Annotated in this window: 21 protein-coding genes; 8 read left to right on the top strand and 13 right to left on the bottom strand. The window is 67.1% G+C overall.

Annotation, left to right across the window (positions count from 1 at the left end):
- Positions 1-9: 9 nt before the first annotated feature.
- Genes ACT53M_RS12175 through ACT53M_RS12165 form a run of 3 tightly spaced genes read right to left on the bottom strand, consistent with a single transcriptional unit; the run spans position 10 to position 2,910 of the window.
- The gene (locus tag ACT53M_RS12175; RefSeq protein ID WP_476233675.1) at positions 10-966 is read right to left on the bottom strand and encodes a tyrosine-type recombinase/integrase; all 957 of its coding nucleotides are present in this window, start codon (positions 964-966) and stop codon (positions 10-12) included.
- Positions 963-2,792: a hypothetical protein gene (locus ACT53M_RS12170; protein ID WP_476233674.1), complete on the bottom strand. Its 1,830-nt coding sequence runs from the start codon at positions 2,790-2,792 to the stop codon at positions 963-965. The genes ACT53M_RS12175 and ACT53M_RS12170 overlap by 4 nt, the downstream gene beginning before the upstream one ends.
- A complete protein-coding gene (locus ACT53M_RS12165) occupies positions 2,773-2,910 on the bottom strand; it encodes a hypothetical protein (protein WP_476229840.1) in 138 nt (45 codons plus the stop codon). The genes ACT53M_RS12170 and ACT53M_RS12165 overlap by 20 nt, the downstream gene beginning before the upstream one ends.
- Positions 2,911-2,987: 77 nt before the next feature.
- Here ACT53M_RS12165 and ACT53M_RS12160 point away from each other — a divergent pair, with 77 nt between their 5' ends.
- From ACT53M_RS12160 to ACT53M_RS12150, 3 genes are all read left to right on the top strand, one after another.
- Positions 2,988-3,527 (top strand): shikimate kinase, encoded by a 540-nt coding sequence (locus tag ACT53M_RS12160; RefSeq protein WP_476229841.1) that lies wholly within the window; start codon positions 2,988-2,990, stop codon positions 3,525-3,527.
- On the top strand, positions 3,524-4,621 hold the full coding sequence (aroB, locus tag ACT53M_RS12155; RefSeq protein ID WP_476233672.1) for a 3-dehydroquinate synthase: 1,098 nt from the start codon (positions 3,524-3,526) through the stop codon (positions 4,619-4,621). Before ACT53M_RS12160 ends, aroB begins: the two co-directional genes overlap by 4 nt.
- A 964-nt stretch (positions 4,622-5,585) precedes the next feature.
- A complete protein-coding gene (locus ACT53M_RS12150) occupies positions 5,586-7,469 on the top strand; it encodes a M1 family metallopeptidase (RefSeq protein ID WP_476233670.1) in 1,884 nt (627 codons plus the stop codon).
- Between the two features lie 250 nt (positions 7,470-7,719).
- Here the strand turns inward: ACT53M_RS12150 and ACT53M_RS12145 are convergent, their stop codons facing one another.
- From ACT53M_RS12145 to ACT53M_RS12125, 5 genes are all read right to left on the bottom strand, one after another.
- Positions 7,720-8,073, bottom strand: a complete 354-nt coding sequence (locus ACT53M_RS12145; protein WP_476233668.1) for a DUF423 domain-containing protein — start codon at positions 8,071-8,073, stop codon at positions 7,720-7,722.
- Complete coding sequence (locus ACT53M_RS12140; RefSeq protein WP_476233666.1) at positions 8,066-9,847, bottom strand: cation:proton antiporter domain-containing protein; 1,782 nt, start codon at positions 9,845-9,847, stop codon at positions 8,066-8,068. The genes ACT53M_RS12145 and ACT53M_RS12140 overlap by 8 nt, the downstream gene beginning before the upstream one ends.
- Positions 9,847-10,281 (bottom strand): iron-sulfur cluster assembly scaffold protein, encoded by a 435-nt coding sequence (locus tag ACT53M_RS12135; RefSeq protein ID WP_476229846.1) that lies wholly within the window; start codon positions 10,279-10,281, stop codon positions 9,847-9,849. Before ACT53M_RS12135 ends, ACT53M_RS12140 begins: the two co-directional genes overlap by 1 nt.
- A 74-nt stretch (positions 10,282-10,355) precedes the next feature.
- Positions 10,356-10,925, bottom strand: a complete 570-nt coding sequence (locus ACT53M_RS12130; protein WP_476233664.1) for a CvpA family protein — start codon at positions 10,923-10,925, stop codon at positions 10,356-10,358.
- A gap of 305 nt (positions 10,926-11,230) precedes the next feature.
- Positions 11,231-12,727, bottom strand: a complete 1,497-nt coding sequence (locus tag ACT53M_RS12125; protein ID WP_476233663.1) for a S10 family peptidase — start codon at positions 12,725-12,727, stop codon at positions 11,231-11,233.
- Positions 12,728-13,085: 358 nt separating this feature from the next.
- Between ACT53M_RS12125 and ACT53M_RS12120 the strand changes: the two genes are divergently transcribed.
- A complete protein-coding gene (locus ACT53M_RS12120) occupies positions 13,086-13,568 on the top strand; it encodes a VOC family protein (RefSeq protein WP_476233661.1) in 483 nt (160 codons plus the stop codon).
- Positions 13,569-13,584: 16 nt separating this feature from the next.
- Here ACT53M_RS12120 and ACT53M_RS12115 read toward each other — a convergent pair whose 3' ends face one another.
- Genes ACT53M_RS12115 through ACT53M_RS12105 form a run of 3 tightly spaced genes read right to left on the bottom strand, consistent with a single transcriptional unit; the run spans position 13,585 to position 17,623 of the window.
- Entirely contained in the window at positions 13,585-15,540 is a 1,956-nt protein-coding gene (locus ACT53M_RS12115; RefSeq protein WP_476233659.1) for a glycoside hydrolase family 97 protein, read from the bottom strand.
- Positions 15,537-16,271 carry a GDSL-type esterase/lipase family protein gene (locus tag ACT53M_RS12110; protein ID WP_476233657.1) on the bottom strand — a complete coding sequence of 245 codons (735 nt, stop codon included), beginning with the start codon at positions 16,269-16,271 and terminating at the stop codon, positions 15,537-15,539. The genes ACT53M_RS12115 and ACT53M_RS12110 overlap by 4 nt, the downstream gene beginning before the upstream one ends.
- A 17-nt stretch (positions 16,272-16,288) precedes the next feature.
- Positions 16,289-17,623: an MFS transporter gene (locus ACT53M_RS12105; RefSeq protein ID WP_476233655.1), complete on the bottom strand. Its 1,335-nt coding sequence runs from the start codon at positions 17,621-17,623 to the stop codon at positions 16,289-16,291.
- A gap of 162 nt (positions 17,624-17,785) precedes the next feature.
- Here ACT53M_RS12105 and ACT53M_RS12100 point away from each other — a divergent pair, with 162 nt between their 5' ends.
- The 4 genes from ACT53M_RS12100 to ACT53M_RS12085 all read left to right on the top strand — a co-directional run bounded on the left by ACT53M_RS12100 (position 17,786) and on the right by ACT53M_RS12085 (position 21,974).
- A complete protein-coding gene (locus tag ACT53M_RS12100; protein ID WP_476233840.1) occupies positions 17,786-19,291 on the top strand; it encodes a L,D-transpeptidase family protein in 1,506 nt (501 codons plus the stop codon).
- 24 nt (positions 19,292-19,315) lie between these two features.
- Entirely contained in the window at positions 19,316-19,624 is a 309-nt protein-coding gene (locus ACT53M_RS12095) for a hypothetical protein (protein WP_476233654.1), read from the top strand.
- 71 nt (positions 19,625-19,695) lie between these two features.
- Positions 19,696-21,021: an MFS transporter gene (locus ACT53M_RS12090; protein WP_476233652.1), complete on the top strand. Its 1,326-nt coding sequence runs from the start codon at positions 19,696-19,698 to the stop codon at positions 21,019-21,021.
- Between the two features lie 227 nt (positions 21,022-21,248).
- Positions 21,249-21,974, top strand: a complete 726-nt coding sequence (locus ACT53M_RS12085) for a Crp/Fnr family transcriptional regulator (protein ID WP_476233651.1) — start codon at positions 21,249-21,251, stop codon at positions 21,972-21,974.
- Here ACT53M_RS12085 and ACT53M_RS12080 read toward each other — a convergent pair.
- Positions 21,971-22,294 (bottom strand): (2Fe-2S) ferredoxin domain-containing protein, encoded by a 324-nt coding sequence (locus tag ACT53M_RS12080; RefSeq protein WP_476233649.1) that lies wholly within the window; start codon positions 22,292-22,294, stop codon positions 21,971-21,973. The two genes, ACT53M_RS12085 and ACT53M_RS12080, sit on opposite strands and share 4 nt — an antisense overlap.
- The gene (locus ACT53M_RS12075; RefSeq protein WP_476233648.1) at positions 22,279-22,815 is read right to left on the bottom strand and encodes a J domain-containing protein; all 537 of its coding nucleotides are present in this window, start codon (positions 22,813-22,815) and stop codon (positions 22,279-22,281) included. The genes ACT53M_RS12080 and ACT53M_RS12075 overlap by 16 nt, the downstream gene beginning before the upstream one ends.
- Between the last annotated feature and the right edge of the window lie 12 nt (positions 22,816-22,827).

Below are 22,827 nucleotides of genomic sequence, written 5' to 3'. Positions count from 1 at the left end.
GCAGTCGCGCTACGCGGAGCCGCGCTTCGCGTCAACGCGGGGCGTGGGTGCGCGCCCCTTCCCGCCCAGCGCTTCACCCAGCGGATGGCGCTGGTTGACCAGCTCCACCAGCCGCCGGCTGTCGACATGCGTGTAGATTTCCGTGGTGGCGATGTCGGCATGGCCCAGCATCGCCTGCAGCGCGCGCAGGTCCGCGCCGCCTTCCAGCAAATGCGTGGCGAAGGCGTGGCGCAGCACGTGCGGGCTCACCCGGTCGGGGGGAATGCCCGCCTCGGCCGCCAGCGCACGCACCAGCTGGTACAGCCGCACGCGGGTAAGGTGCGCCTTGCCAGAAGGAAACAGCCACGCCTTGTCCGACGGCACCTGCCCACGCCAGACCGCCACCGCGGCGCGGGCACGATCCGAAATCGGCACCAGTCGCTCGCGCCCGCCCTTGCCTTTCAGAATCAGGAACGGCCGGTCGGGATGGATGGCATTGCGTGGCAGCGACACCAGCTCGGTCGCGCGCAGGCCCGAGCCATAGAGCAGCTCGATCAGTGCCGCGAGGCGCAGGTCGAGCGGATCGGGCGGCACCCGCGCCTGCCGCGCGGCGATGGCGGCGAACAGCGCATCGACATCGGCGACGCTCAATATCTTGGGCAAGCGCCGCGCGGCGCCGGGACGCGGCAGACTGGCGCCGGGATCGTCCGCCCGAAACCCCTCATCGGCAAGAAAGGCGAAGAAGCGCCGCAACGCCGCCGATTTACGCGCAACCGTCGCCCGCGACAGCGCCTGCCATTCGCCCGCCAGCCGCTCGATCTCCGGGCGCCCTGCCACCGCCAGTCGCCCGCCCAGCAGTTCCGAGGCGAGACGCAGATCGGCGCCATAGGCAAGGATCGTGTTCGCCGCCGCCCCCGCCTCGGCGCGGAGCATTTCGAGGAAGCGCTCGATCAGCGCCCGGTCGTCGCCCGGGGAGGCTGCGGTCACGCCGTACGGGTGACCGCCTCGACGGCGATCATCCGCGCATAATCGGCCATGCCGGTGGCGCGCATCGCCGCGACGATGTGGAACAGCGCCTCGGGCGTCACATGGGTCCAGCTGGTCGATTGCATCCCCACCGCCGCGAGCAGCGCGACCGTGCCCGCTTCGTTGCGGCGCGCCGCATCGTCGATGGCGCGCGTCCAGCTATTCTCGCCGCCGATCTGGACCTGCAGCGCCTGCGCGCCGCGGCTGGCATCTGCGGGTGCCAGGCGACCCAGACCAGCCAGTCCGGCGAGCAGCATCTGCGCCTTGCGCGGGCTGGCAGCGCCGGTGAAGCGCTCGAAATCGCCATAGCTGATCGCGCCGCTGCCCGGTTCTGCCAGGCTGAGGAGCGCCCAGCCCTCGCTGCCGCGCGACACCACGCCCCGCCACTCCATAGCCGGGCGGTCATAGCCGGCGCTCAGCATCGCCGCGATCAACGTGTCTGGATCGGGCGCGTCCTTGCTCGCGGGGATCCAGGATGCCGCCTTCGCCGTGAGGATAAGCCGGGCATAGCGCGTGCGGGCGGTGCCCGCCGCGTCCCAAAGCGCGCGAATGGCGGCGATACGTTCGGCAACACCGCTGCCCGCATAGGCGGTGCGCAGGTCGCGCGCCGTGGCGGCGAGCGGCGCCGGAGCATCGGCCGCCTGATCGATCTCCGCATAGAGATCGACCAGTCCGGCATTGGAATAGACGCCGGCGGTCGCCGCCAGTTCTGCGGCAGAGGCACGCGCCGCCGGGGCAAGACCGGGTGTCAGCGCCTGCCAATAGCGATATTCGGGGCCGACCGAGCCGTAGAGCTCGTCGGGAATGTTCACCCCGGTCGCCGTCGCCAGCCCGAAGCGCCACGGCGAAAGCTGCGGCACGCCGACCCAGTCGATCGTCACCGCCCGGCGACCATCCACACCCATGCCGATCGCCTTTTCGGCGAGCAGCAGGTCGATATCACCCTGGCTGCGCCCCTTGCGCGCTGCGTCGAACAGCTGGCCCGCCTCGTTCGGCTTGCCGGCCAGCCCGGCGCAGATCGCCTGGGCCAGCCCCCAATTGCCGTCACCCGCAGGCGCCGTGCCCTTGGCCGCGACGGGGCAGAACTCGCCCGGATCGGCGCTGGCTAGCGCCACCTGCAACGCCGCCTGGGTGAGCCGCGGCGTGAAATCGTCAACATCGACATCGTTCACCACGGCGCGCGCCGCCATCGCCTCGCCCATGCGCACCAGCAACTGGGCGCGGTCGGCAGCGAAATCGGCCCCTTCCAGCCCGGCGGGCGTATCGATGGGCGACATCAGCGCACGCCGCAGCACGATGGATACCCAGCGCGACGCCACCGGCGCATCGAGCCGCTGCATCAGCGTCTCCAGCACCTGCCCGCGCGTCTTGCCGAAGGCGTTCGCCGGGAATGCCGTGTTGCCCCAGGCGAAGATGCCGACCCGATCGGTCGAATGGCGCGCGACCGCCGGCAGATCATATTGCGACAGGTTGACCGGCGCGGGGGCGGTGAAATTGCCCTCCACTTCCTCGGTATCGCCTTCGCCATTCTGCAGCGCCGCAGCCGCGCTGCCGCTCACCGGCTCGACCGGAAGCTGCGGCGCCACCTGCGCTTCCGGCGCCCGAGACGGCTGCGCGGCGGCCGGCGCGGGATTCTGCGCCGGCTGGTCAAAGCCGGGAGGCAGCAGCGATTCGGGGGCCTGCTGCTGCTTCGATTTCTGCTGCTGCCCCAGCGCCGGTACGCCGATGCCCGCCAGCACCAGCGCCGTCAGGGCAATGCGCGAGACCCTAATTGGCAAGGTTTTCAAGCGAGACCGCCTTCTCCATCCGCACCGGCTCCTTCGCGGTGTTGCGCCCGGCCAGGGCGAACAGCCCCACCAGCAGCAGGGCGACGACAACCAGCAAGACGACAAGCGCACGCGACATGAATAAAACCCGTAAAAAATAGCGGTTGGACGGGCCTTTTGCCCGAGACCCGGCCACGCTGTATAGCCCTTCGCACGATGTTACAAACGCCCGTGCAAATTCATGGCTGGACCGGCAAACCCATCGTCCTGGTGGGGCTGATGGGCGCCGGCAAGACGACGGTAGGGCGCCGGCTCGCCCAGCGCCTACACCTGCCCTTTGTCGATGCAGATCAGGAGATCGAGAGAGCGGCGGGCATGTCGGTATCCGACATTTTCGCGAAATTCGGCGAACCGCATTTCCGCGACGGCGAACGGCGGGTGATCGCCCGGCTGGTCGACGGCACGCCCAAGGTGATCGCCACCGGCGGCGGCGCGTTCGTCAACGAATCGACCCGCGCGCTGATTCTCGATCAGGCGATCGCGATCTGGCTGGATGCCGAACCGGCTGTCCTGGCCGACCGCGTCCGCCGCCGCGACACCCGCCCGCTGCTGCGCGATCGCGACCCGCTGGAGGTGCTGACCGAGCTGGCGAAGGTCCGCAACCCGCATTACGCGCTTGCACATATCCGCGTCCCCAGCGTAGCCGCACCGCACGAAACCACCGTCGAAGCGATCCTGAAGGCCCTGCAAGCGTGACCACCATTCCCGTCGCCCTGGGCGCACGCAGCTATGACGTGCGCATCGAACCCGGCCTGCTGGTCCGCGCCGGCGAGGTGCTGGCCCCGCTGGCACGCGGCCGGGCGATGCCGATCGTCACCGACGCGAACCTTGGCCCGCATTGCGAAGCACTGGTCGCCAGCCTGGCCGCCGCGGGTATCGCCGCCCCGGTCCGCACGCTGCCGGCGGGCGAATCGACCAAGAGCTGGGCACAGCTCGAAGCGCTGACCGACTGGCTGCTCGAACTCGGCGTCGAGCGCAGCGACCATGTCATCGCGCTGGGCGGCGGCGTGATCGGCGATCTGGTCGGCTTCGCCACCAGCATCCTGAAGCGCGGCTGCAACTTCGTCCAGATCCCCACCACGCTGCTGGCGCAGGTGGACAGCTCGGTCGGCGGCAAGACCGCGATCAATTCGCGCGCGGGCAAGAATCTGGTCGGCGCCTTCCATCAGCCGGCCGTGGTGCTGATCGACCCGCAGGTGCTGGACACGCTGCCCCAGCGCGAACTGCGCGCCGGCTATGCCGAGGTCGTCAAATACGGCCTGATCGACGATGCCGATTTCTTCGGCTGGTGCGAAGGCCATGCCGCCGCGCTGTTCGTCGGCGATCCCGCCGCGCGCGCCCATGCGATCGGCCATTCGGTGGCCGCCAAGGCCCGCATCGTCGCCGCCGACGAGCGCGAGACGACCGGCACCCGCGCGCTGCTCAACCTGGGCCACACCTTCGGCCACGCGCTGGAGGCAGAGACGGGCTTTTCCGACAAGCTGCTCCACGGCGAGGGGGTGGCCGCCGGCATGGCGCTGGCCTTCGCCTTCTCCGCCGAACAGGGGCTGTGCCCGGCCGAGGATGCCGCGCGCGTCGCCGCCCATCTGCGCAGCGTCGGCCTGCCCGACGGGCTGGCAGCGGCGGGCGTGACAGCGGACGGCAAGACGCTGGTCGGCCACATGCTCCACGACAAGAAGATGGAGGGCGGCACCCTCCCCTTCCTGCTCACGCGCGGGATCGGCCAGACCTATCTGGACCGCACCGTCGATCTGGCGAAAGTCGCCGCGTTTCTGGACCGCTGCGGGTAAGCGCCGCCTGCGAACGTCGCGGCGTTATCGGTCTGCGACGGCCCTGTTTTCCCCATCTGCACGGGGTGCGAAGTTTAGGAAGTTCAGGCTCACGCGCGTATGTGCGCGGGGCAAGCGGGCTGTTGATCCGACAGGTGCAAAGAGCGGCGCCTTGCGGGGCGCATGGTGAACATATGGGGAACAATTTGGGGTGAGCAAGGGGGTCGGAGATTGTCGGGAAATGGTGGGTGGCAGCCCGTCCAAAGTCCTGAGATTTGGCGACCGCGACTTATAAGCCCGCCATTCGTAAAAGCGCCGCGACAAGAATAGCGCACCCTGCGATACCACTTAAAGCAAACACGCCGAAGGTTATTTGATACTTCTCCGGGTTCGTGGCGCGATTTATTGGTTTAAATGGCCAATTGCTCGGAATAGTCCCCGTTATCACTGCTGGCACGAGATGGAACGCTGATACCGCTATGAGCCCCAAGCCGACAAAAACACCCTGATTCATTCGGTCTCTCCAAGGCCAACCCATGCTTTATACTAGGCAGCGTGGATGGTGCCCCATTTCCGAGCGTCATCCGCGCAGATTGGTATTAGCCGCCGTTCCGCGTCTGCCTCGATTTGCGGTTCGTGCTAGGCTTCGCCGGTGGCCAGACAAGCAATACGAACATGGCGACCAACGCGGCGCAGAAGCACCAGAAAAAGATTTGAGCCATGGTAGAGAAGCGCATCGCGGTTGCCCCGAAAGCGAGCAAACCGGCCATTATTGAAAAGCAGAACGACCTGCCGTGTCGATAGGTCTTCAGGTAGGGCGATGCCCAAACTGCATTCACCCAAATTGCAGGCGGGGCGGCTAATGCGATCCACTCCATCGCTACCAAGATAACGCCTTTTATGGCGTATGAGAATGGCCGGTTCCAAAACAGCGCCCCCCGCCGCGCACCTTGCCCGCTGCCCCGGCAGGGCCTACCCCGGCGCCATGCGTATCCTAGCTCTGGCCCTTGCCGCATCGACCATGCTCGTCCCCGCCGCCCTTGCCCAGCAGCGCGCCGCCGCGGTGGCGCCGATCCTCACTACCGCAGAGGCGAAGGATGTGTGGACCCATGCGCGGCCCGAAATCGCGCGCGTCACCCATGTCACGCTGGACCTGCGCGCCGATTTCTCCGCGAAGACGCTGTCCGGCACCGCCACGCTCGACATTCTCGCAGCGCCGGGTGCGAGCGAAATCGTGCTCGACGAGGATGGGCTGGTCATCGCGAAGATCACCGATGCCGCCGGCAAGCCCCTGCCCTTCACCGTCGGCAAGGCCGATCCGGACATTGGCGCGCCGCTTACCGTCCAGCTGAACGGCGCCCGCCGCATCACCATCCACTACCGCACCGCGCCCGGCGCCTCCGCGCTGCAATGGCTCGCGCCGCAGCTCACGGCGGGCAAGAAGAAGCCCTATCTGTTCAGCCAGGGCCAGCCGATCAACAACCGCAGCTGGATTCCGACGCAGGACAGCCCCGGCATCCGCCAGACCTGGTCGGCGACACTTGCCGTGCCCGCCGATCTGGTCGCGGTGATGAGCGCCGAGCGGATCGACGGCGCCAAAGGCCTGCCCGCCGGCCAGGGCTGGCACAAGTTCCGCTTCCGCATGGACAAGCCGGTGCCGCCCTATCTGATCGCCTTTGCGGTCGGCGACCTCGCCTTCAAGGCCGTCGGCCCGCGCGCCGGCGTGTGGACCGAGCCGACGATGCTGGACGCTGCGGCGAAGGAAGTCTCCGATGTCGAAAAGATGATCGACGCGGCGCAGGCGCTGTACGGCCCCTATCGCTGGGGGCGCTACGACATGCTCGTCCTGCCGCCCAGCTTTCCCTATGGCGGCATGGAGAACCCCACCCTCACCTTCCTGACGCCGACGATCCTCACCGGCGACCGTTCGAATGTGGATGTCGTCGCGCACGAGCTGGCGCATAGCTGGTCAGGCAATCTCGTCACCAACGCCACCTGGTCGGACAGCTGGCTGAACGAGGGCTTCACCACCTATTTCGAGAACCGCATCATGGAGGCGGTGTACGGCAAGGAACGCGCCGCGACCGACGCCGATCTGGAGTGGGACGGGCTGCAGAAGGACATTGCCGATGCGGGCGGGATGGAGGCGCCGACCACGCGGCTGCACGGCGATCCGGGCGCGACCTTCGGCCAGCTCGATTATTTCAAGGGATCGACCTTCCTGCGCACGATCGAGCGGATCGTCGGCCGCGCGCGGTGGGACGTGTATCTGCGCGGCTATTTCGACCGGCACGCCTTCCAGCCGCAGACCACGGCGGGGTTCCTGGCCGACCTGCGCACCCATCTGGTGCAGGGCGACGTTGCGCTGGAATCGAACCTGCAGCTCGATAGATGGGCCTATGCGCCCGGCCTGCCGAACAATGCGGTGCATGTGCAGTCGGCAACGCTGAAGGCGATCGACCAGCAGCTCGCGGCGGTGAATGCCGGCGGGCCGGTGGCGGCGGTCGATCCCAAGGGCTGGTCGACCCAGCAATGGCTGCGCTTCCTCAATGGCCTCAACCGCCAGCAGACGGCGGCGCGGCTCAAGGAACTGGACGAGACGCTGGGGCTGTCGGCGTCGAACAACGCCTATGTCCGCTCCGCCTGGGGCGAGCTGGCGATCGCCAACCGCTACGACCCGGCGCTGCCCGGAATCGAAAAGCTGGTGGGCAGTGTCGGCCGGGGGCTGCTGATATACCCGATCTACAAGGATCTGGTGGCACAAGGCGACTGGGGCAAGCCGATCGCGCGGCGCTTCTATCAGGAGGCGAAGGGCAGCTACCACCCGACGGTGGCGGCCGGTGTGGGGAAGATTGTGGGGGCGGAGTAGACATACTCCCGTTCTGGAGCCTCTCCTTCCAGGAGGAGAAGAATCCCATCTGACTCGCTTGCTCCCCTCCCTGCCAAGGGAAGGGCTGGGGGTGGGTGCGCGCGTCTGCGCGCTCCAAAAGTCGCTCTACCCAACTGACGGCGAGTCCCGCCGCCTAGCGGCGGCGGACCCACCCCCTACCCCTCCCTGCGATGCAGGGAGGGGAGCGAAAGAGGCAAATGCGATTGTCCCCCTTCAGGAAGGAGGGGCTTTACCGCCGCGCCACCCCACACGCCAGGCACACCCACCCCGCGATCATCGCCGCGCCGCCGATCGGCGTGACTGCGCCCAGCCAGTGGGGCAGGCCCAGCGCCATCAGGTACAGCGTCGCGGCAAAGACGAACCCGCCGCCGACGAACAAGGCTGCCGGCCAGCGCCCGCCCCGTTGCAATGCCACCAGCGCCGCCACGGCATGGATCAGCTGGTAATGGCTGCCGGTCTTCAGCCACTCCGCCGCCGCCCCGTGCGCGCCATGCGCACCGAAGGCGCCGGCCGCCACCGCCATCGCGCCGGACAGCGCCGCCAGCAGCGCGATCCAGTTCACAGGCCCCCGCGCCTCAGCCATCGCCCCGGTCCTCCACTGCGGCAGCCGCCGCCGCTGCCTGGCTGAACATGCCGTCGCGCCCGGCATAGAGGTCGCCGGTTTCCTTCTGGCGTTTCAGCCGTTCGATGTCGCGGCGGCGATATTCGGCCTCGGTCTTGTCGATCTCCGCCCCGTCGACGCCCACTGCGTCCATTGCACGGCGCGCCATCACGATCGCGCTTTCGATCATCTCGCGCACCACCCCGGCCACCGGGGCGCCGGCCAGCTTCATCACGCTGCGGCGGTCATAGGCCCGCACGAAGATGCTGGCGTCGGGAAAGGCGGCGTGGACGCCCTCCACCATTTCCTTGTCCATCGCGTCGCCATCCTGGCAGAACAGGATCAGCTCGGCCTCCGCCGCGCCGGCCTGACGCAGCAGGTCGATGCGCGTGCCGTCGCCATAATAGACCTTCATGCCGAAGGTGCCGGCGGTTTCGATCATTTCGACATCGCGGTCGACGATGGTGACGGGAATGCCCTGCGCGATCAGCATCTGCGCCACTGTCTGCCCGAACCGGCCATAGCCGACGACGACGGCATTGGCGCCTTCCTGCTGCGGGCCGGCGGGGGTCGCGCCCTGGCGCGGGCGCTCGGCGCGCAGCCGCCTGGTCGCCATCATCAGGAACGGCGTGGTCGCCATCGACAGGGTAACGATGGCGCTGAACACGCTGGCGGCCTGCGGCTCGATCAGCAGCGCATTCTGTGCCTGCGCGAACAGCACGAAGCCGAACTCGCCGCCCTGGCTGAGCAGCACGCCCAGCGCGAAGGCACCGCGCAGCTTCATCCCGAACAGCAGCGCCAGCCCCATGATCAGCGCCGTCTTGGCGGCGATCAGCGCCAGCGCCATGCCCGCGACGAACAGCGGGCGCTCGGCAATCGCGTGCAGGTCGAGCGTCATGCCGACGGCGACGAAGAACAGCCCGAGCAGGATCGCGCGGAACGGCTCGACATCGGCCTCCAGCTCGTGCCGGAAGGGGGAATCGGCGAGCATCACGCCGGCGATGAACGCGCCCAGCGCCGCCGACAGGCCCAGCGCCTCCATCACCGCCGCACTGGCGATGACGGTCAGCAGGCCGGCAAAGACGAACATCTCGCGCTCGTCGAGATTGCCGATCAGCCGGAACAGCGGACGCAGCAGGAACCGGCCCGCCAGCACCAGCCCGACAATGGCGAGGACGGTATAGACGGCGAGCAGCCATCCCGGCGGCCCCGCCTGATCGGCCGGATTGCGCGAGAGCGCTGCGACGATCGTGATGAGCGGCACGATCGACAGATCCTGGAACAACAGGATCGCAAAGGCCCGCTCGCCGAACGGCGTGCGCAGGCGGCCCGCCGATTGCAGCAGCGGCAGCACCTGCGCGGTCGAGGAAAGCGCCATCGGCAGGCCCAGCGCCAGCGCCGCGCCGATGGTTGATCTGGTCGCCGCCAGCACGATCGCCGCGACCGCCAGGCCGCAGATCGTCACCTGCAACAGGCCCAGCCCGAAAATGTCGCGCCGCATCCGCCACAGCCGCGACGGGCTCAGCTCCAGACCGACCAGGAACAGCAGCAGCGCGATGCCCAGTTCGGCAATGCCCATTTTGCCCTCGGCATCGCCCACCAGCCGTAGCACATGCGGGCCGACCAGCGCGCCGGCGACCAGGAAGCCCAGTGTCGCACCCAGCCCCAGCCGCCGGAAAAGCAGCACGAAGAACAGCGCAAAGCCGAGCATCGGCACCGCATCGACCAGCAACGATCCGTCCCCCGAATGTGCCATCAGACCCGCGCCTCCGCCGCCTGCAGCGCCGCTTCCGCTGCGGCCTCGAAGGCGAGGCGGATCGAGGGATGGCGGCCGCGATGCGGCAGTGCGGGAGTGAACAGCGCCAAGCCCGGCCAGTCGGGCGGCGTCTCGCGTTCGCCGGCCAGCCAGGCGGTGAGCTGGTCACGGGCAGCAGCGATTTCGGCGGGCGAGCGGCCGATTACCGCCTCGCCCATCAGCGCCGCCGATGCCTGGCCCAGCGCGCAGGCCCGCACCAGCATGCCCATTTCCGCCACGCGGCCATCGTCACCGATCGTGATGTCCACCGTCACCCGGCTGCCGCAGACGGGCGAGCGCTTCTCGGCGGTGCCGGCGGGTTCGGCCAGCCGCACATGATGCGGGATCGACGCGGCAAGCCGCAGGATTTCCATATTGTAGAGCGGCGCGTTCATGGGCACCGATCTAGGCGACCGGGGCGCCGGTTTCGAGTGCGAAAAACCAATCCTTGGTATGGGTTTGTCGACCGTCAGTTCTGTGGGTCGTCGGCAGCGGCACCCTCGCGCTCGTCATGCCGTACCGGCTTGCCGCGGAAGACGGGCTCGCCCCGGCGGCGGCGGTCGACGAAATCGGCGATGCCGGCGCTGGTGGTGTCGAGCAGCGGATAGGTCACCGACCTGGTGATCCATTGCGGCCGCTGCGAAGGGCCGCCGCCCATCGTGTCGAACACCAGCACGAGCACCAGAAAGCCCATGCTGACCAGGATCAACCCCTTCAGCGCGCCGAACGCCACGCCCAGCGCGCGGTCGATCGGCCCCAGAAAGCTGTCGCGCATCCGCGCGCCCAGCGTGTTGGCGATCAGCCGCCCGCCGAAATAGGCGAGCCCGGCCAACACCACGAATGCCAGCACCGCCGCGCCGCCGGTGGTGCCGACGACATGGGTGAAGAGCTGGGTGAGCGCGGTGTGGAAAAACTTCACCGCCACCACCACGAGGATCCAGGCGAGAAACGCCAGCACCTCAGTCGTGAAGCCGCGCAAAAAGCCCAGCACGGCCGCCCCGCCGATTACGATCAGTACGATGATGTCGAGCCCGGTCACCTGTTCCTCCTGCCGGTTCCATAGCATCGGCGGCGGCGGGGTGAAGGGGAAAGCGCGTCGGGATGCGATGCGGGTTGGGGGTGTGCGGCTGCAATCGGCAGGTCGTGGTGATGGGGTACGCATCCCCCTCACCCTTCCCACCGCCTGCGGCGGCGGGCCCCTTCCCTCTCCCACAGGGGGAGAGGGAGCTGGGCGCCTACTCTCCCCCTGTGGGAGAGGGAGGGAGCCGCGAAGCGGCGGGAGGGTGAGGTCGACGCAAATCGAACGCGGCGCCCTCCCTTACAGGGAGGGAGGGGCTGTGCCCCTTACCGCTCGAACAGCGCCTTCGCGTCCGCCTTGAACGCCTCGGCGCTTCCCTTTCGCGAATAGAACATGTGGCCGCCGGGATAGACGCCCAGCCGCACCCGCTGGTCCACGCCGAAGCGCGGCATCTGGTCGAGGATCATGCGCGAGGCGAAATAGGGGCAGGACAGGTCGTTATAGCCGTGCGCGATCAGCACTGCCATTTTCGGATCGTTCGCGATCGCCTTGCGCAGGTCGCTGACCGGCCGGTCGTCGGGCGTGCCGCGGTCCCATGCCTCGTTCACCGAGAAGGACAGCGCATTGTAGCGCGCATTGGTTTTCCAGCCGACCTCGCGGGTGATGAAATCGACCATCGCGCTCGTCGTCGGAGCGATGATGCCTTCGAGGATCGGGTCGCCCGACTGGCGCTCGGCGGCATTAGGGAAAGGATCGAACGCATCGACGTTCGAATCGTACACGCTGCCGATCTTGCTGTCGTCGCGGTGCACTTCGCGCAGATAGGTGCCGTCGTCGACCCGCCCGTCGAGCCGGGCCACCAGCTTTGGGTCGAGCCCGGTCAATTCCGCAACCTTCTGCCCCAGCCGCGCAGTCGCCTGCGGGTCCGAGCGGCCGGCGAGCAGATCGGTCGCGAACTGGCCGCGGGTATAGGCCTCGATCGCCGCCATCGCCTGCGGGTTGAGCTTGCCCTGCCGCTCGAGATGGCCCGCCGCCATCGACGGCAGGTTGATCATCCACGGCAGCGGCGACAGCGCATCCGATCCGGCCGATGCGGCGGGATCGAGATAGGGCGACACCATCACGATGCCGTTCACGCCCACGCCGAGTTGGGTCTGGAGCTGATAGGCAATGCGCGGGGCGCGATAGCCGCCATAGCTCTCCCCCATCACGAATTTGGGCGAGCGCAGCCGCTCGTTCTTGACCAGCCAATCATAGACGATGCGCGACAGATATTTGATATCCGGCTCGGTGGCGTAGAAGGCCTTCTTGGTCGCGTCCTCGTCCACCAGACTGCGGCTGAAGCCTGTGCCGACCGGATCGATAAAGACCAGATCGGTCATGTCGAGCCAGCTCGAGGGATTGTCCTGCAGCAGCGGCGCGTCGGAGGGCGCATCGCCCTTGTCGCCGAACTGTACGCGCTTGGGCCCCACCGCACCGAGGTTGAGATAGACCGAGGAAGCACCCGGGCCGCCGTTGAACGCGAAGGTCACCGGGCGCTGCGCACCGCCGCCGGGGACGACATAGGCGGTATAGACCACCTCGGCGATCTTCTTCCCCTTACCGTCATAAACCGGCAGCTTGCCGACCGTCGCCTGATAGCGGATCGGCTTGCCGCCGATCACCGCCGTCTGGCTGATGGTCTTGTCATCGGGCAGCGGTGGCAGGTCCGACTTGGCTTCGGGCTTTTCGGCGGCAGCCTCGGAGGGCTTGTCCTGGGCGGAAACGGCCGGCGTAAGCAGCAGGACGGCGAGCGAAGCGGAAAGCAGAACGGAACGGCGCAAGATGGTCCCCCGGGGATGAAGTGATGGCGGATGCTAGCGCGGCGCGGACGCCGAATCTACCGAAGATATACTGTACCATTCGCATTTGGCTCTATGCTCCCCTCCCTGGACAGGGAGGGGATTGGGGGTGGGTGCGCGCGTCTGCGCGCTACGAAAATACTAACCTTGCCGGGCAGCGAGTCCCGCCGCCTGACGGCGGCGGACCCACCCCCGGCCCCTCCCTGCAATGCAGGGAGGGGGGCAATAGAACCAATGCGATTGCCCCCAGCACCTCCCGGCGTAACGACAAGGTGGCTGCGTCCAAATCATCCTACCTCGCTATTGCGCATCGGAAGCGGCTTTCCCGGCCAGCTATAGCATGGCATCCTCGACGGAAATTTCAGGAGCCGGGACCATGCGATACGCCAGGTTGTTTCTCGCCGTACTTATTGCCGGAAGTCTGGCCCCCGCGGCGCTCCACGCCCAGACGGCGGGACACGTAACAGGCCTCGGCGGCGTCTTCGTCACCAGCAAAGATCCCAAGGCGCTGGCGAAATGGTATCAAGACGTGCTGGGAATCAAACTGGAGCCCTGGGGCGGCGCGATATTGCGCTCCGACGCGCCTGGCCATCCGCCGATGGCGCTGTGGAACGCGATGCCGGAAAACAGCGAGGAGATCGCCCCCTCACATCGCGACTTCATGCTCAACTTCGCCGTCGACGATCTCGACGCCTTTATCGCCCGTATCGAGGCGAAAGGCGTCAAGATCCTCAACCGCACCAGCGACCCGACCGGCAAGTTCGCGTGGATCCTCGATCCTGAAGGAACCAAGATCGAGTTCTGGCAGCCGCCGGCGAAATAGCCCCGCGCGCCGCCCCTCACCGCTCCCGCAATATCGCCGCCGCGCCCCCCGTTGCCGCCAGCGAAAGCGTTAGGCTGTCGCGGGCCTGGACCTGCCGGCTCTGGTCCTGCACCGCATCGGGCGTGGCGCCATCGCTCCACAGCCGCATGTCCGCGCCGTGATTGCCGAGGAAGTCGAGCGGCACCGTCACCGTGCGCGCCGTCTCGTTGTTCATGGCGCCCAGATACCAGGTCCGCCCCTTGCGCCGGGCGAGCACGATATACTCGCCGGTCGCGCCCGCCAGAAACCGGGTTTCGTCCCAGCTTGCCGGCACGTCGCGAATGAAATCGAACCCGGCCGGGCTCGCCGCATAGGTATCCGGGCTGTCCGCCACTGCCGCCAGCGGCGAGAGATAAACGACATACATCGCCAGCCCGTGCGCGCGGGTCGTCTGGACCATCGGCAGGTCGCTTCGCGGCCAGAATTTGGCGGGCGCGACATTGCGGAAGCCGCCGGGCGTGTAATCCATCGGCCCCAGCAGCCCGCGCGTATAGGCGAGCATCACATTGTGCGTTGCGGTCGCGCGCCAGCTCCATTTGTTATATTCGGCGCCCATCACGCCTTCCTGGGTGATGAAATTGGGCCAGGTGCGGGTCAGACCGCGCGGCGGGAGCGCGCCGTGCAGATCGACCATCAGATGGTGGCGCGCGGCCGCGCCCAGCAGCTTCTGGTACCAGTTGACCATCCACTGGTCGTCGCGGTCCATGAAGTCGACCTTGATGCCGGCGATGCCCATCTTCTCGTAGAGCGTCAGGGCATCTTCCATCTGCTCGTCGATTGCCTGCCAGTGCGCCCACAGCCAAAGCCGCACCTTCTTCGCGCGGGCATAGTCGGCGACCTCCTGCAGATTGATGGCATCGGCCCATTTGGTGATGTCGACGCCGGGCCGGCGCACGCCGCCTCCGCCCGCGCCGGCATACCAGCCCTCGTCGATCATCGTGTAGGGGAAACCGTTCGCGGCGGCGAAGTCGATGAACGCCTTGGCAACCGCCGTGGTGGTCCGTTGCCCCGGCAGCCTGGCGACCACCGGGCCGTTCCACCAGTCCCACGCGGTCAGGCCGGATTTGATCCAGCTCGTATCCTCGATCCGGCTGGGGCTCGACAGGCTGGTGAGCAGCGTCGATTCCTGAAGCTTGCCGAGCTGGTCGGCCAGCATCACCACGCGCCACGGCGTGACGATCGGGCTGCCGATGCGCGTGCGCACCGCAACGCGCGGGTCGTCCAGCGAGGGCGAAAGCTTGAGTTGCAGGCCCGGCCCGGCGCCATCGCTGCGCCCGGTCAGGTACATGCCGGCAAAGTCGATCAGGTCGGCCTCAGCGATCGCGAAGGCGCCCTTGCCCGTCTCGCAACTGAACGGCAGGTCGAACAGATCATGGTCGCGCAGCCGCGCGGTATCGACCGGGTCGAACTCGCCTTCGTGGCTCGACCCGAAATGGCCGACATTGAAGCCCCAGCATTTCCAAGGCTGCGGGAAATAGAAGCCGGTGCGCTCGCCGCGGATCACGGCGCCGGCAGTCTGGAGCTGGACCGGAATGACGGTGCGCAGCGCGACGCCGTCGTCATAGGCGCGCAGCACCAGATCCATCTGGCGCTTCGGGCCGCTGCGTTCCTGCAGGTGGAGCGTCAGCTGGTTGTAATGGTCGCGCCCCTCGGTCGCCTTGCCGACGACGATCGGGTAGCGGGTATCGACGCTCGCCGTCTCGCTGCCGGTGACGGCGAAGGTGTAGCCGAGCGTGTCGTCGGCGAAGTCGATCAGCACGGGGGACGGGGCAATCACCGTCTCGCCGCGCCGATCGACGCTGTAGAGCGCCGCGCCATTGGCCGCGAGCTGCACGCTGATCCGGTTCGTACCGTCAGGTGAAACAGCCTGCAGCACCTGTGCGGCCGCCGGCGTGGCGGCAAGCAACGCCAGTCCGCCGAGCAGCCTCTTCATGCGTGGAGCCCCTTCAGCACCGGTTCGATCACTGTCGCCATTGCATCATAGCCGGCAACAGTGGGATGCACCCCGTCATCGGCAAGCCCAGGCTTCATCGCGCCCGCCGCATCGCCCAGCACCGGGGTGTAATCGACCCAGGTCGCGCCGGTGGCACGGGCATGGTCCTTCAGCCACGCATTGATCGCCCGGATCGGCTCGACGACCGCCAGCCCCGGCCGCCACGGAAAATGGTCCGACGGCGGCACCGAGGCCAGTATCACGCCGATGCCATGGGCCTTGGCCAGCGACGTCATCATCCGGAAGTTGTCGAAGCTTTGCTCCAGCGTCATCGGGCCGGTGTTGCCGGCAATGTCGTTGGTGCCGGCCATGATGTGGACGAAGCGCGGCTTCAGATGCACGACATCGGCCATCATCCGCAGCACCATTTGCGGCGTGGTCTGGCCGCTGATGCCGCGGCATACCCGGCCGGGCGAGAAGAAGGCCGGGCGCTTCGATTTCCAGCCCTCGGTGATCGAATCGCCCATGAAGACGATGTTCACTTTCTCGCCAGTCGCGAGGAGGCGGCGATTGTCCTCGGCATAACGGCTGAGTTCGGGCCAGTCCTGATGCAACAGGCGCTCCTTTCGCTGTTCCCATGTCTCTTGCGCCTGCGCCCGCGCGCGAGCGAGCGGTGCGAACAGGGGCAGCGCCAGCGCAGCCCCTAGCAGCGAACGACGACCCAGTGCCATGCCTGAACTCCCCCAGATCAATGCAGCGAAGCGGCGCTCCCGCTCCGCACCGCCTTGGCGCGGCCCGCAGCGATCGCGAACCCGCACAGCACGATGTAGCATAGCGCCGGCACCACCAGCGCAAAGGCATAGCCGTGCAGGTCTGCTACCTTGCCGACCAGCAGCGGCAGCACCGCCCCGCCGACGATTGCCGTGCAGAGCAGGCCCGAGGTCGATTCCTCGCTCGCGGTCGAGCGCTCCAGCGTGAGCGTGAAGATCACCGGGAACATGATCGAGTTGAACAGCCCGATCGACAGCGCGACGAACCCGGCGGTGACGCCGCCCACCGCGAAGACATAGAAGCACATCGCCGCCGCAATCGCGGTGAACAGCGCCAGCAGCTTGTCGGCGCGCACCTTCGTCAGCAGCAGCGAGCCGATCGCGCGGCCGACCATGGCGCCGCCCCAGTAGAAGGCGACTGCCTTGCCGGCTTCCTGCAACGACACGCCGTGCACGCCATCGCTGCCCATGAAATAGCCGAGCAGCGGCACCCCGAACGGCGCATCGGACTGGCCCCAGATGCTATTGTCGTTGAGGAACAGCGCCATCTGCGTGCCGATCGACACTTCGGCGCCGACATAGAGGAAAATCCCCAGCGCACCGAACAGTGCCCAGCGCGAGCTGAAGGCGGCCAGCAGCCCGCCCGATGCCGCCGGCGCCGGCGCCGGCGCCGACTGCGTCACCACACGGCGACTGACGAAGAAGAACACCGCGAGCACCGCGATAAGGCCGCAGAGCCACAGATAGGCCGTGTCGATGCCGGCGAGCGCCTGCGCGCGGACTTCCGGCGTCACCACCAGGCCCTTTTTCACCTCGACGCCCTGCAGGAACAGATGCGCGCCGAGCAGCGGGCCGAGGAACGTGCCGAAGGAGTTGAAGGTCTGGCTGAGCACCAGCCGGAAATGGCTGCCCTTGGGATCGCCGAGCGCAGCCGCGAGCGGGTTTGCCGCCACCTGCAGCACGGTAATGCCGCTCGCCAGTACGAACAGGCCAAGCAGCACCAGCCAGTAATTGGCAAGGTTGGCCGCCGCCAGCATCAGCAGGCAGCCCGCGATCATCGTGCACAGCGCCAGCAGGATCGACGGCACCGCCTTCAGGCGCGAAACCAGTGCGGCCGCCGGCAGCGATACGACGAAATAGGCAAAGAAGAAGGCCGTGGCGCTTGCCTGCGCCTGGAAGTTGGTGAGGGTGAACACGCCCTTCACCGCCGCGACCAGCGGGTCGACCAGCGACGTGATGAAACCCCAGGCGAAGAACAGCGTAGTGACAGCGGCGAATGCCAATGTCGTCTGTGTAGAACGTGCGGTGCCCAAGCGATCCCTCTCCTTCGTTGCGGTGCGGACGCTTCCCGACAGCGTTGCCAAAGTCAAGCGCAGGTCGTGGACTTTCGTGCTCGCACTCAACGATACGCTTCGCCTATAGGGGGGCGTTGGGTTAACGACGCGACGAGTGGAGTATAGCGCGTGGGCAAACGGATGACGGGCTGGTTGAGCAAGGGCGTTGCGGGCTGGGTGCTGGCGGGCATGGTCGCTTCGCCGCTGATGGCACAGACTGTGCCCGGCGCCACCCAGGCACCCCGCCCGCGCCAGCAGGCACCGACGGCACCGACAACGGTGGAGCAGTTGCTGCCCCCCGCGCCGGTGGTGCAGGCAGCGCCGCTGCCGACGCTCAGCGCCGCGCAAGCCGCCGAGCTGACGCGCCTGCTCCCCGAAGCGGGGCTGGCGCAGGGCCTGCGGCGGATGAACAGCACGATCACCCTGCCCCGGGACAATGACGGGCTTGTCCGCGCTGCACTGGATTATGCGCGGTCGGTGCATTCGGGCCGGCTGGACATCAGCGATTTCGACGAAAATTGGGGCCTGCGCCCTGCCCCCTATGACCCGCTGCCCGGCTTCATCGACGCAGTGAAGCGCGACAAGATCGCCGCCTGGATTCGCTCGCTGCCGCCGCCCTATGCGGGTTATGACGGGCTGGCGCGCGGCCTGGCGACCTATCGCGTGCTGATGGTACAGGGCGGCTGGTCCAAGCTCGCCCCCGGTGCCGATCTCGCCAAGGGTAGCAGCGGCCCGCGCGTGCTGGCGCTCCGCCGCCGCCTGGCGGTGGAGGACCGGAAGGTCGCACTGGACGGTGACAAGTTCGACGAGGATCTGCAGGCCGCCGTCGTGCGCGCCCAGATGCGCTATGGGCTGAAGCCCAGCGGCGTGGTTTCCACCCAGACGATGGCCGCGTTGAACGTGCCGGTCGAAGAGCGCGTCCGGCAGATCATGGCGAATATGGAACGCTGGCGCTGGATCCCGCGCGAACTGCCCGCCAAGCGCATTCAGGTGAACATCGCGGCGGCGGTGCTGACGGTGTTCGACGGCGACACGCCGATCGCATCGATGAAGGCGGTGACCGGGCGACCGGGCAACGAAACCCCGATGCTCCAGTCACGCATCCACTCGATCGTGATCAATCCGCCGTGGAACGTGCCCACGGGTATTGCCGCCAAGGAGCTATGGCCCAAGGGTGAGGCTTATCTGGCGCGCAACGGCTACAAGATCATCGGCACCGGCGCCAACCGCCGCCTGCAGCAACAGGCCGGCCCCAAGAGTGCGCTGGGCCGCTACAAGTTCGATTTCGACAATCCCTATGCCGTCTATCTGCACGACACGCCGGTCCAGTCCGGGTTCTCGGGCTATAGCCGGCTCGCCAGCCATGGCTGCGTGCGGCTGGAAAAGCCCGGCCCGCTCGCCGAACTGCTGCTGAAGAACGATCCCGCCTGGCAGCCGCAACAGATTGCCGATGCCGTCGCCAGCGGCGACACGCAGCGCGTGCGGCTGGCGGATCAGGATCAGGTCGCCGTCTATCTGCTGTACTGGACCGCCTTTATGGGCACCGACGGCGCCATGAACTTCCGCGACGATCCCTATGGCTGGGACAAGACCCTGGCCGACAAGATCGAAAAGCGCGCTGCCCTCACCAACGCGCCTGCCGCCTGACCAGAGACTTTCCGGGGAATGACCATGAAGCACATCCGCACTTTCGCTCTGCTGGCTGGCGCCGGCCTCACCCTCGCCGCCTGTGGCGGCAAGGACGACGCGCCTGCGCCCGACGCCAATGTCACCGCCATCACCGTGCCGGAAACGCCGGCGACCATGAACGTCAGCACCGAAGAACCGGCGCCGGCGCCCACCGCCAATGCCGCGCATGACGCCGAAGCGGCACCGCCGCCTGCCTTCAGCGATCAGGAGCAGACGCAAGCCGATGCAGCAGCAACCGGCATGACTTCGCGCGTCGATCGCAGCGAAGGCAATGACAGCGCGGGCCAGTAACATCCTGCCCTTTTGTCGCACCGCCGGCCCGGCCTTCCGGGTCGGATACGGCGTGCGCGTCGGGTAAGGCCATGATTCCGCGCGCGCGCCTGTTGCTCTTTGCCTTCGGCGACTTCGCATTCAACCTCTACTGGCAGAGCATCATGCTCTTCCTACTGTTCTATTACACCGATGCGCTGGCGCTACCGGTGGAGACGGCAGCTGCCATCTATGCCGCCGCGACGATCTGGGACGGCATCGTCAACTTTCTTGTCGGCACCTGGGCCGACCGGCGGCCGGTACGAAGCGGCCAGGGACGGTTGATCGCGCTGGGCAGCGTCCCGCTGGGGCTGGCCTGCATCCTCACCTACCTGCCTCCGCCCCTGATGGGCAGCGGCGCGATTGCCTTTGTTCTGGGCAGCCACCTGCTGTTCCGCACCGCCTATGCCGCGGTCAACATTCCCTATCTGGCGATGACCGCACGCATCAGCAGCGACAGCGGCGACCGCGCCTTCGTCGCCGGTGCCCGCATGATCTTCGGCACGCTGGCCTGGGTGATCGTCGCGCGCGGGACCATCCCGCTCGGCGGCTGGCTGACCGGCAGCGGATCGGCGCGTGCCTATCTGGGCGCGGCGATCCTGTTCGCCACCATCGCCACGGCCATTCTGGTGCTGGTAGGCACCACCTATCGCGAACAGGTCCACCCGGTGAGCACACCACCGCCCTCGCTGAAGCAGACCATGGCGAGCCTGATTTCCAACCGCGCCTTCGGGACGCTGAACCTGGCGATGATGGCGACGCTGGTTGCGGTGACGCTGCTCAACAAGTCGGTCCTCTATTACTTCAAATATTTCCTCCATTCGGAAGCGGCGGGCCAGGCCGCGCTCGGCTGGATGGGGGTGGTGAGCGGGGTGGCCGTGGCCCTGTGGATGTTCCTGCAGCGGCGGATGGGTGCCCGGAACCTGTGGCTGACGGCGATCGCCCTGTGCAGCCTGGGGCTTGCGCTGTTCGCCGCCTTTCCGTTCGATCATATTGCGGAAATGCAGATCTGGCTGGTGGCGATGCAGGCGGTGATCGTCGGTCTGCACTTCGCCTTCTGGGCAATGCTGCCCAACACAATCGAGTTTGGCGAGCGCACCACCGGTCTGCGTGTCGAAGGTGCGGTGTTCGGCCTGGCTGCGCTGCTCCAACGGGTGGCGATCGGCATTGCGACGGGCATTCTCGGCCTTGGCTTCGGCGCTGCGGGCTATGTCGCCAATACGGCCCAGAGCGCGGCGACGCTGGCTTCGATGCACTGGACCATTGCGGTGGTCCCGTTCGCGTTCTTCGCGCTCGCCTTTCTGGCCATGCTCGGCAACCCGCTGCGACACGGCACACATACACGGCTTGTGCACGAAATGCGCCGACCCGAGGAATAAAGACCCTTCCCAATCGATTATGGCGCGATATTCATAAGCGCCTCTTTTACCCAGCCGCCGCGCGACCTGTGGGTATTCCTTAATTGCATGAACGATGAATTTTTCTACCGTGCCGGCGCAGTCAACATCCGGTTAACGCTAGGGAAATTATTCAAACGCTCCCGAAACAAACATACGTTAGAGCCCGCCGCAGAGGCTCCGATAGAGAAGCGCAGTGGGGGAGTGCCTTGCGCGATATTCCGTTCAGCCGATTAGAAGAATTCGTCAGCCTGAGTGACGCTGAGCGTGATCTGATCCGCGGGCTTTGCGGTACGGTGATGCGACTCGGTTCGAACCAGCGTCTCCACGCCCAGGGCCAGCCGATCAGCCGCATCTATCTGCTGGTCGATGGGTGGGTGACGAGTTCGGTCGAATTTCCCGACGGCGGCCGCCAGATCATCAAGGTGCATTTGCCGGGCGATTTGCTCGGTGTTCCCAGCATCGCGCTGGAAAACGCAGCCGAGACGCTGACCGCCGTGACCGAGGCGGAAGTCCGCCCGATCCGCATCACCGATTTCGGCCGGATGCTGTTCGAACAGCCGCGCATCGCCGCCATCATGTTTCTGTTGTCGCAGCAGGAACGTGTGATGCTGATGGACCGGCTTGCCTCGATCGGTCGCAGCCGCTCGGTGAACCGCGTCGCCGCGCTGCTCGTGCATCTGTTCGACCGGCTTTCGGTGATCGATCCCGAACGGCAGCCGCGCCTCGAACTGCCGCTAACCCAGCTTGAGCTGGGGGAAATGCTGGGCATTACCCCGGTCCATATGAACCGCACGCTGCGGGAACTGGAAGAAACCGGCTATGTCCAACGCAGCCGCAACAAGTTCGAGCTTCTCGACATTGGCGGATTGCGGCGGCTGGCAGCCCTGCCGACGCACCGCTGGCGGCGACAGCCAGACTGGATGCGCGACTAAGGGCCCGAGGGCTCCAGGCCGAGTTCGGCCGCGACTTCGGCAATATCGGTGCCTTCGCGCACGATCAGCCATTCGCGCGCCTTTGCGCCGTTGACGACCGTGACAGACCCGCGCGGGCACACGCCCAGGCACTTGGTCTCGATAATGCCCAGTTCGGCCTTGCGCCCTTTTTTCAGGCCCAGAAACTTGCGCAAGGCCTTGGCCAGCCGGGTCTTGCCGCGCGGCCCGAACCCGCCGCCCAGCTTGCGGGAGCATTTCCCGCAAACCAGCACCGTGTTCGACCAGTTGGAGCGTACCAGCGGGGTCAACGGGGCTTCCATTGCCGCCGGTCTTCGGCGGCCTTCAGCACGTCATACGCCGCCTGGATCGCCTGGAAACGCTTCGCCGCTTCGGCATCGCCGGGGCGAACATCGGGATGGTTGACCTTGGCCAGCCGCCGCCAGGCGCCGCGCACCGCCTCGAAGTCGGCATCGACCTCCAGTTCCAGCACTTCCAACGCGCGCATCTCGTCGCGCGAACGGCTGCCATCGCCCGGCCCTGCCCAGCTCTTGTAGCTCGATTCGGCATAGCCCGAGGCATCGCGCCGCTCATTGGCCTCGCGCCGCGCGGCCTCTTCGGCGCTCAGCCCGGCAAAATAGTCCCAGTTGCGATTATATTCGCCGGCATGCTCTTCGCAGAAATACCAGCGCTCCGGGCTGTTCGGCGCCTTGGGCGCGGGCCGGTCGCCGGGCCGGTCACAGCCTTCGCGGTCGCACAGGCGCACGCGCGCGGCCTCGCGCTCGCTGCCATATTCGCGCCAGCGCGGGAAACCCCAGTCCATCGATCGCGTCTGTCGCGCCATAGCTCCGCAGAT

This window comes from Sphingomonas sp. DMC6 (assembly GCF_056314225.1).
This window is presented reverse-complemented; position numbering and strand designations above follow the sequence as displayed.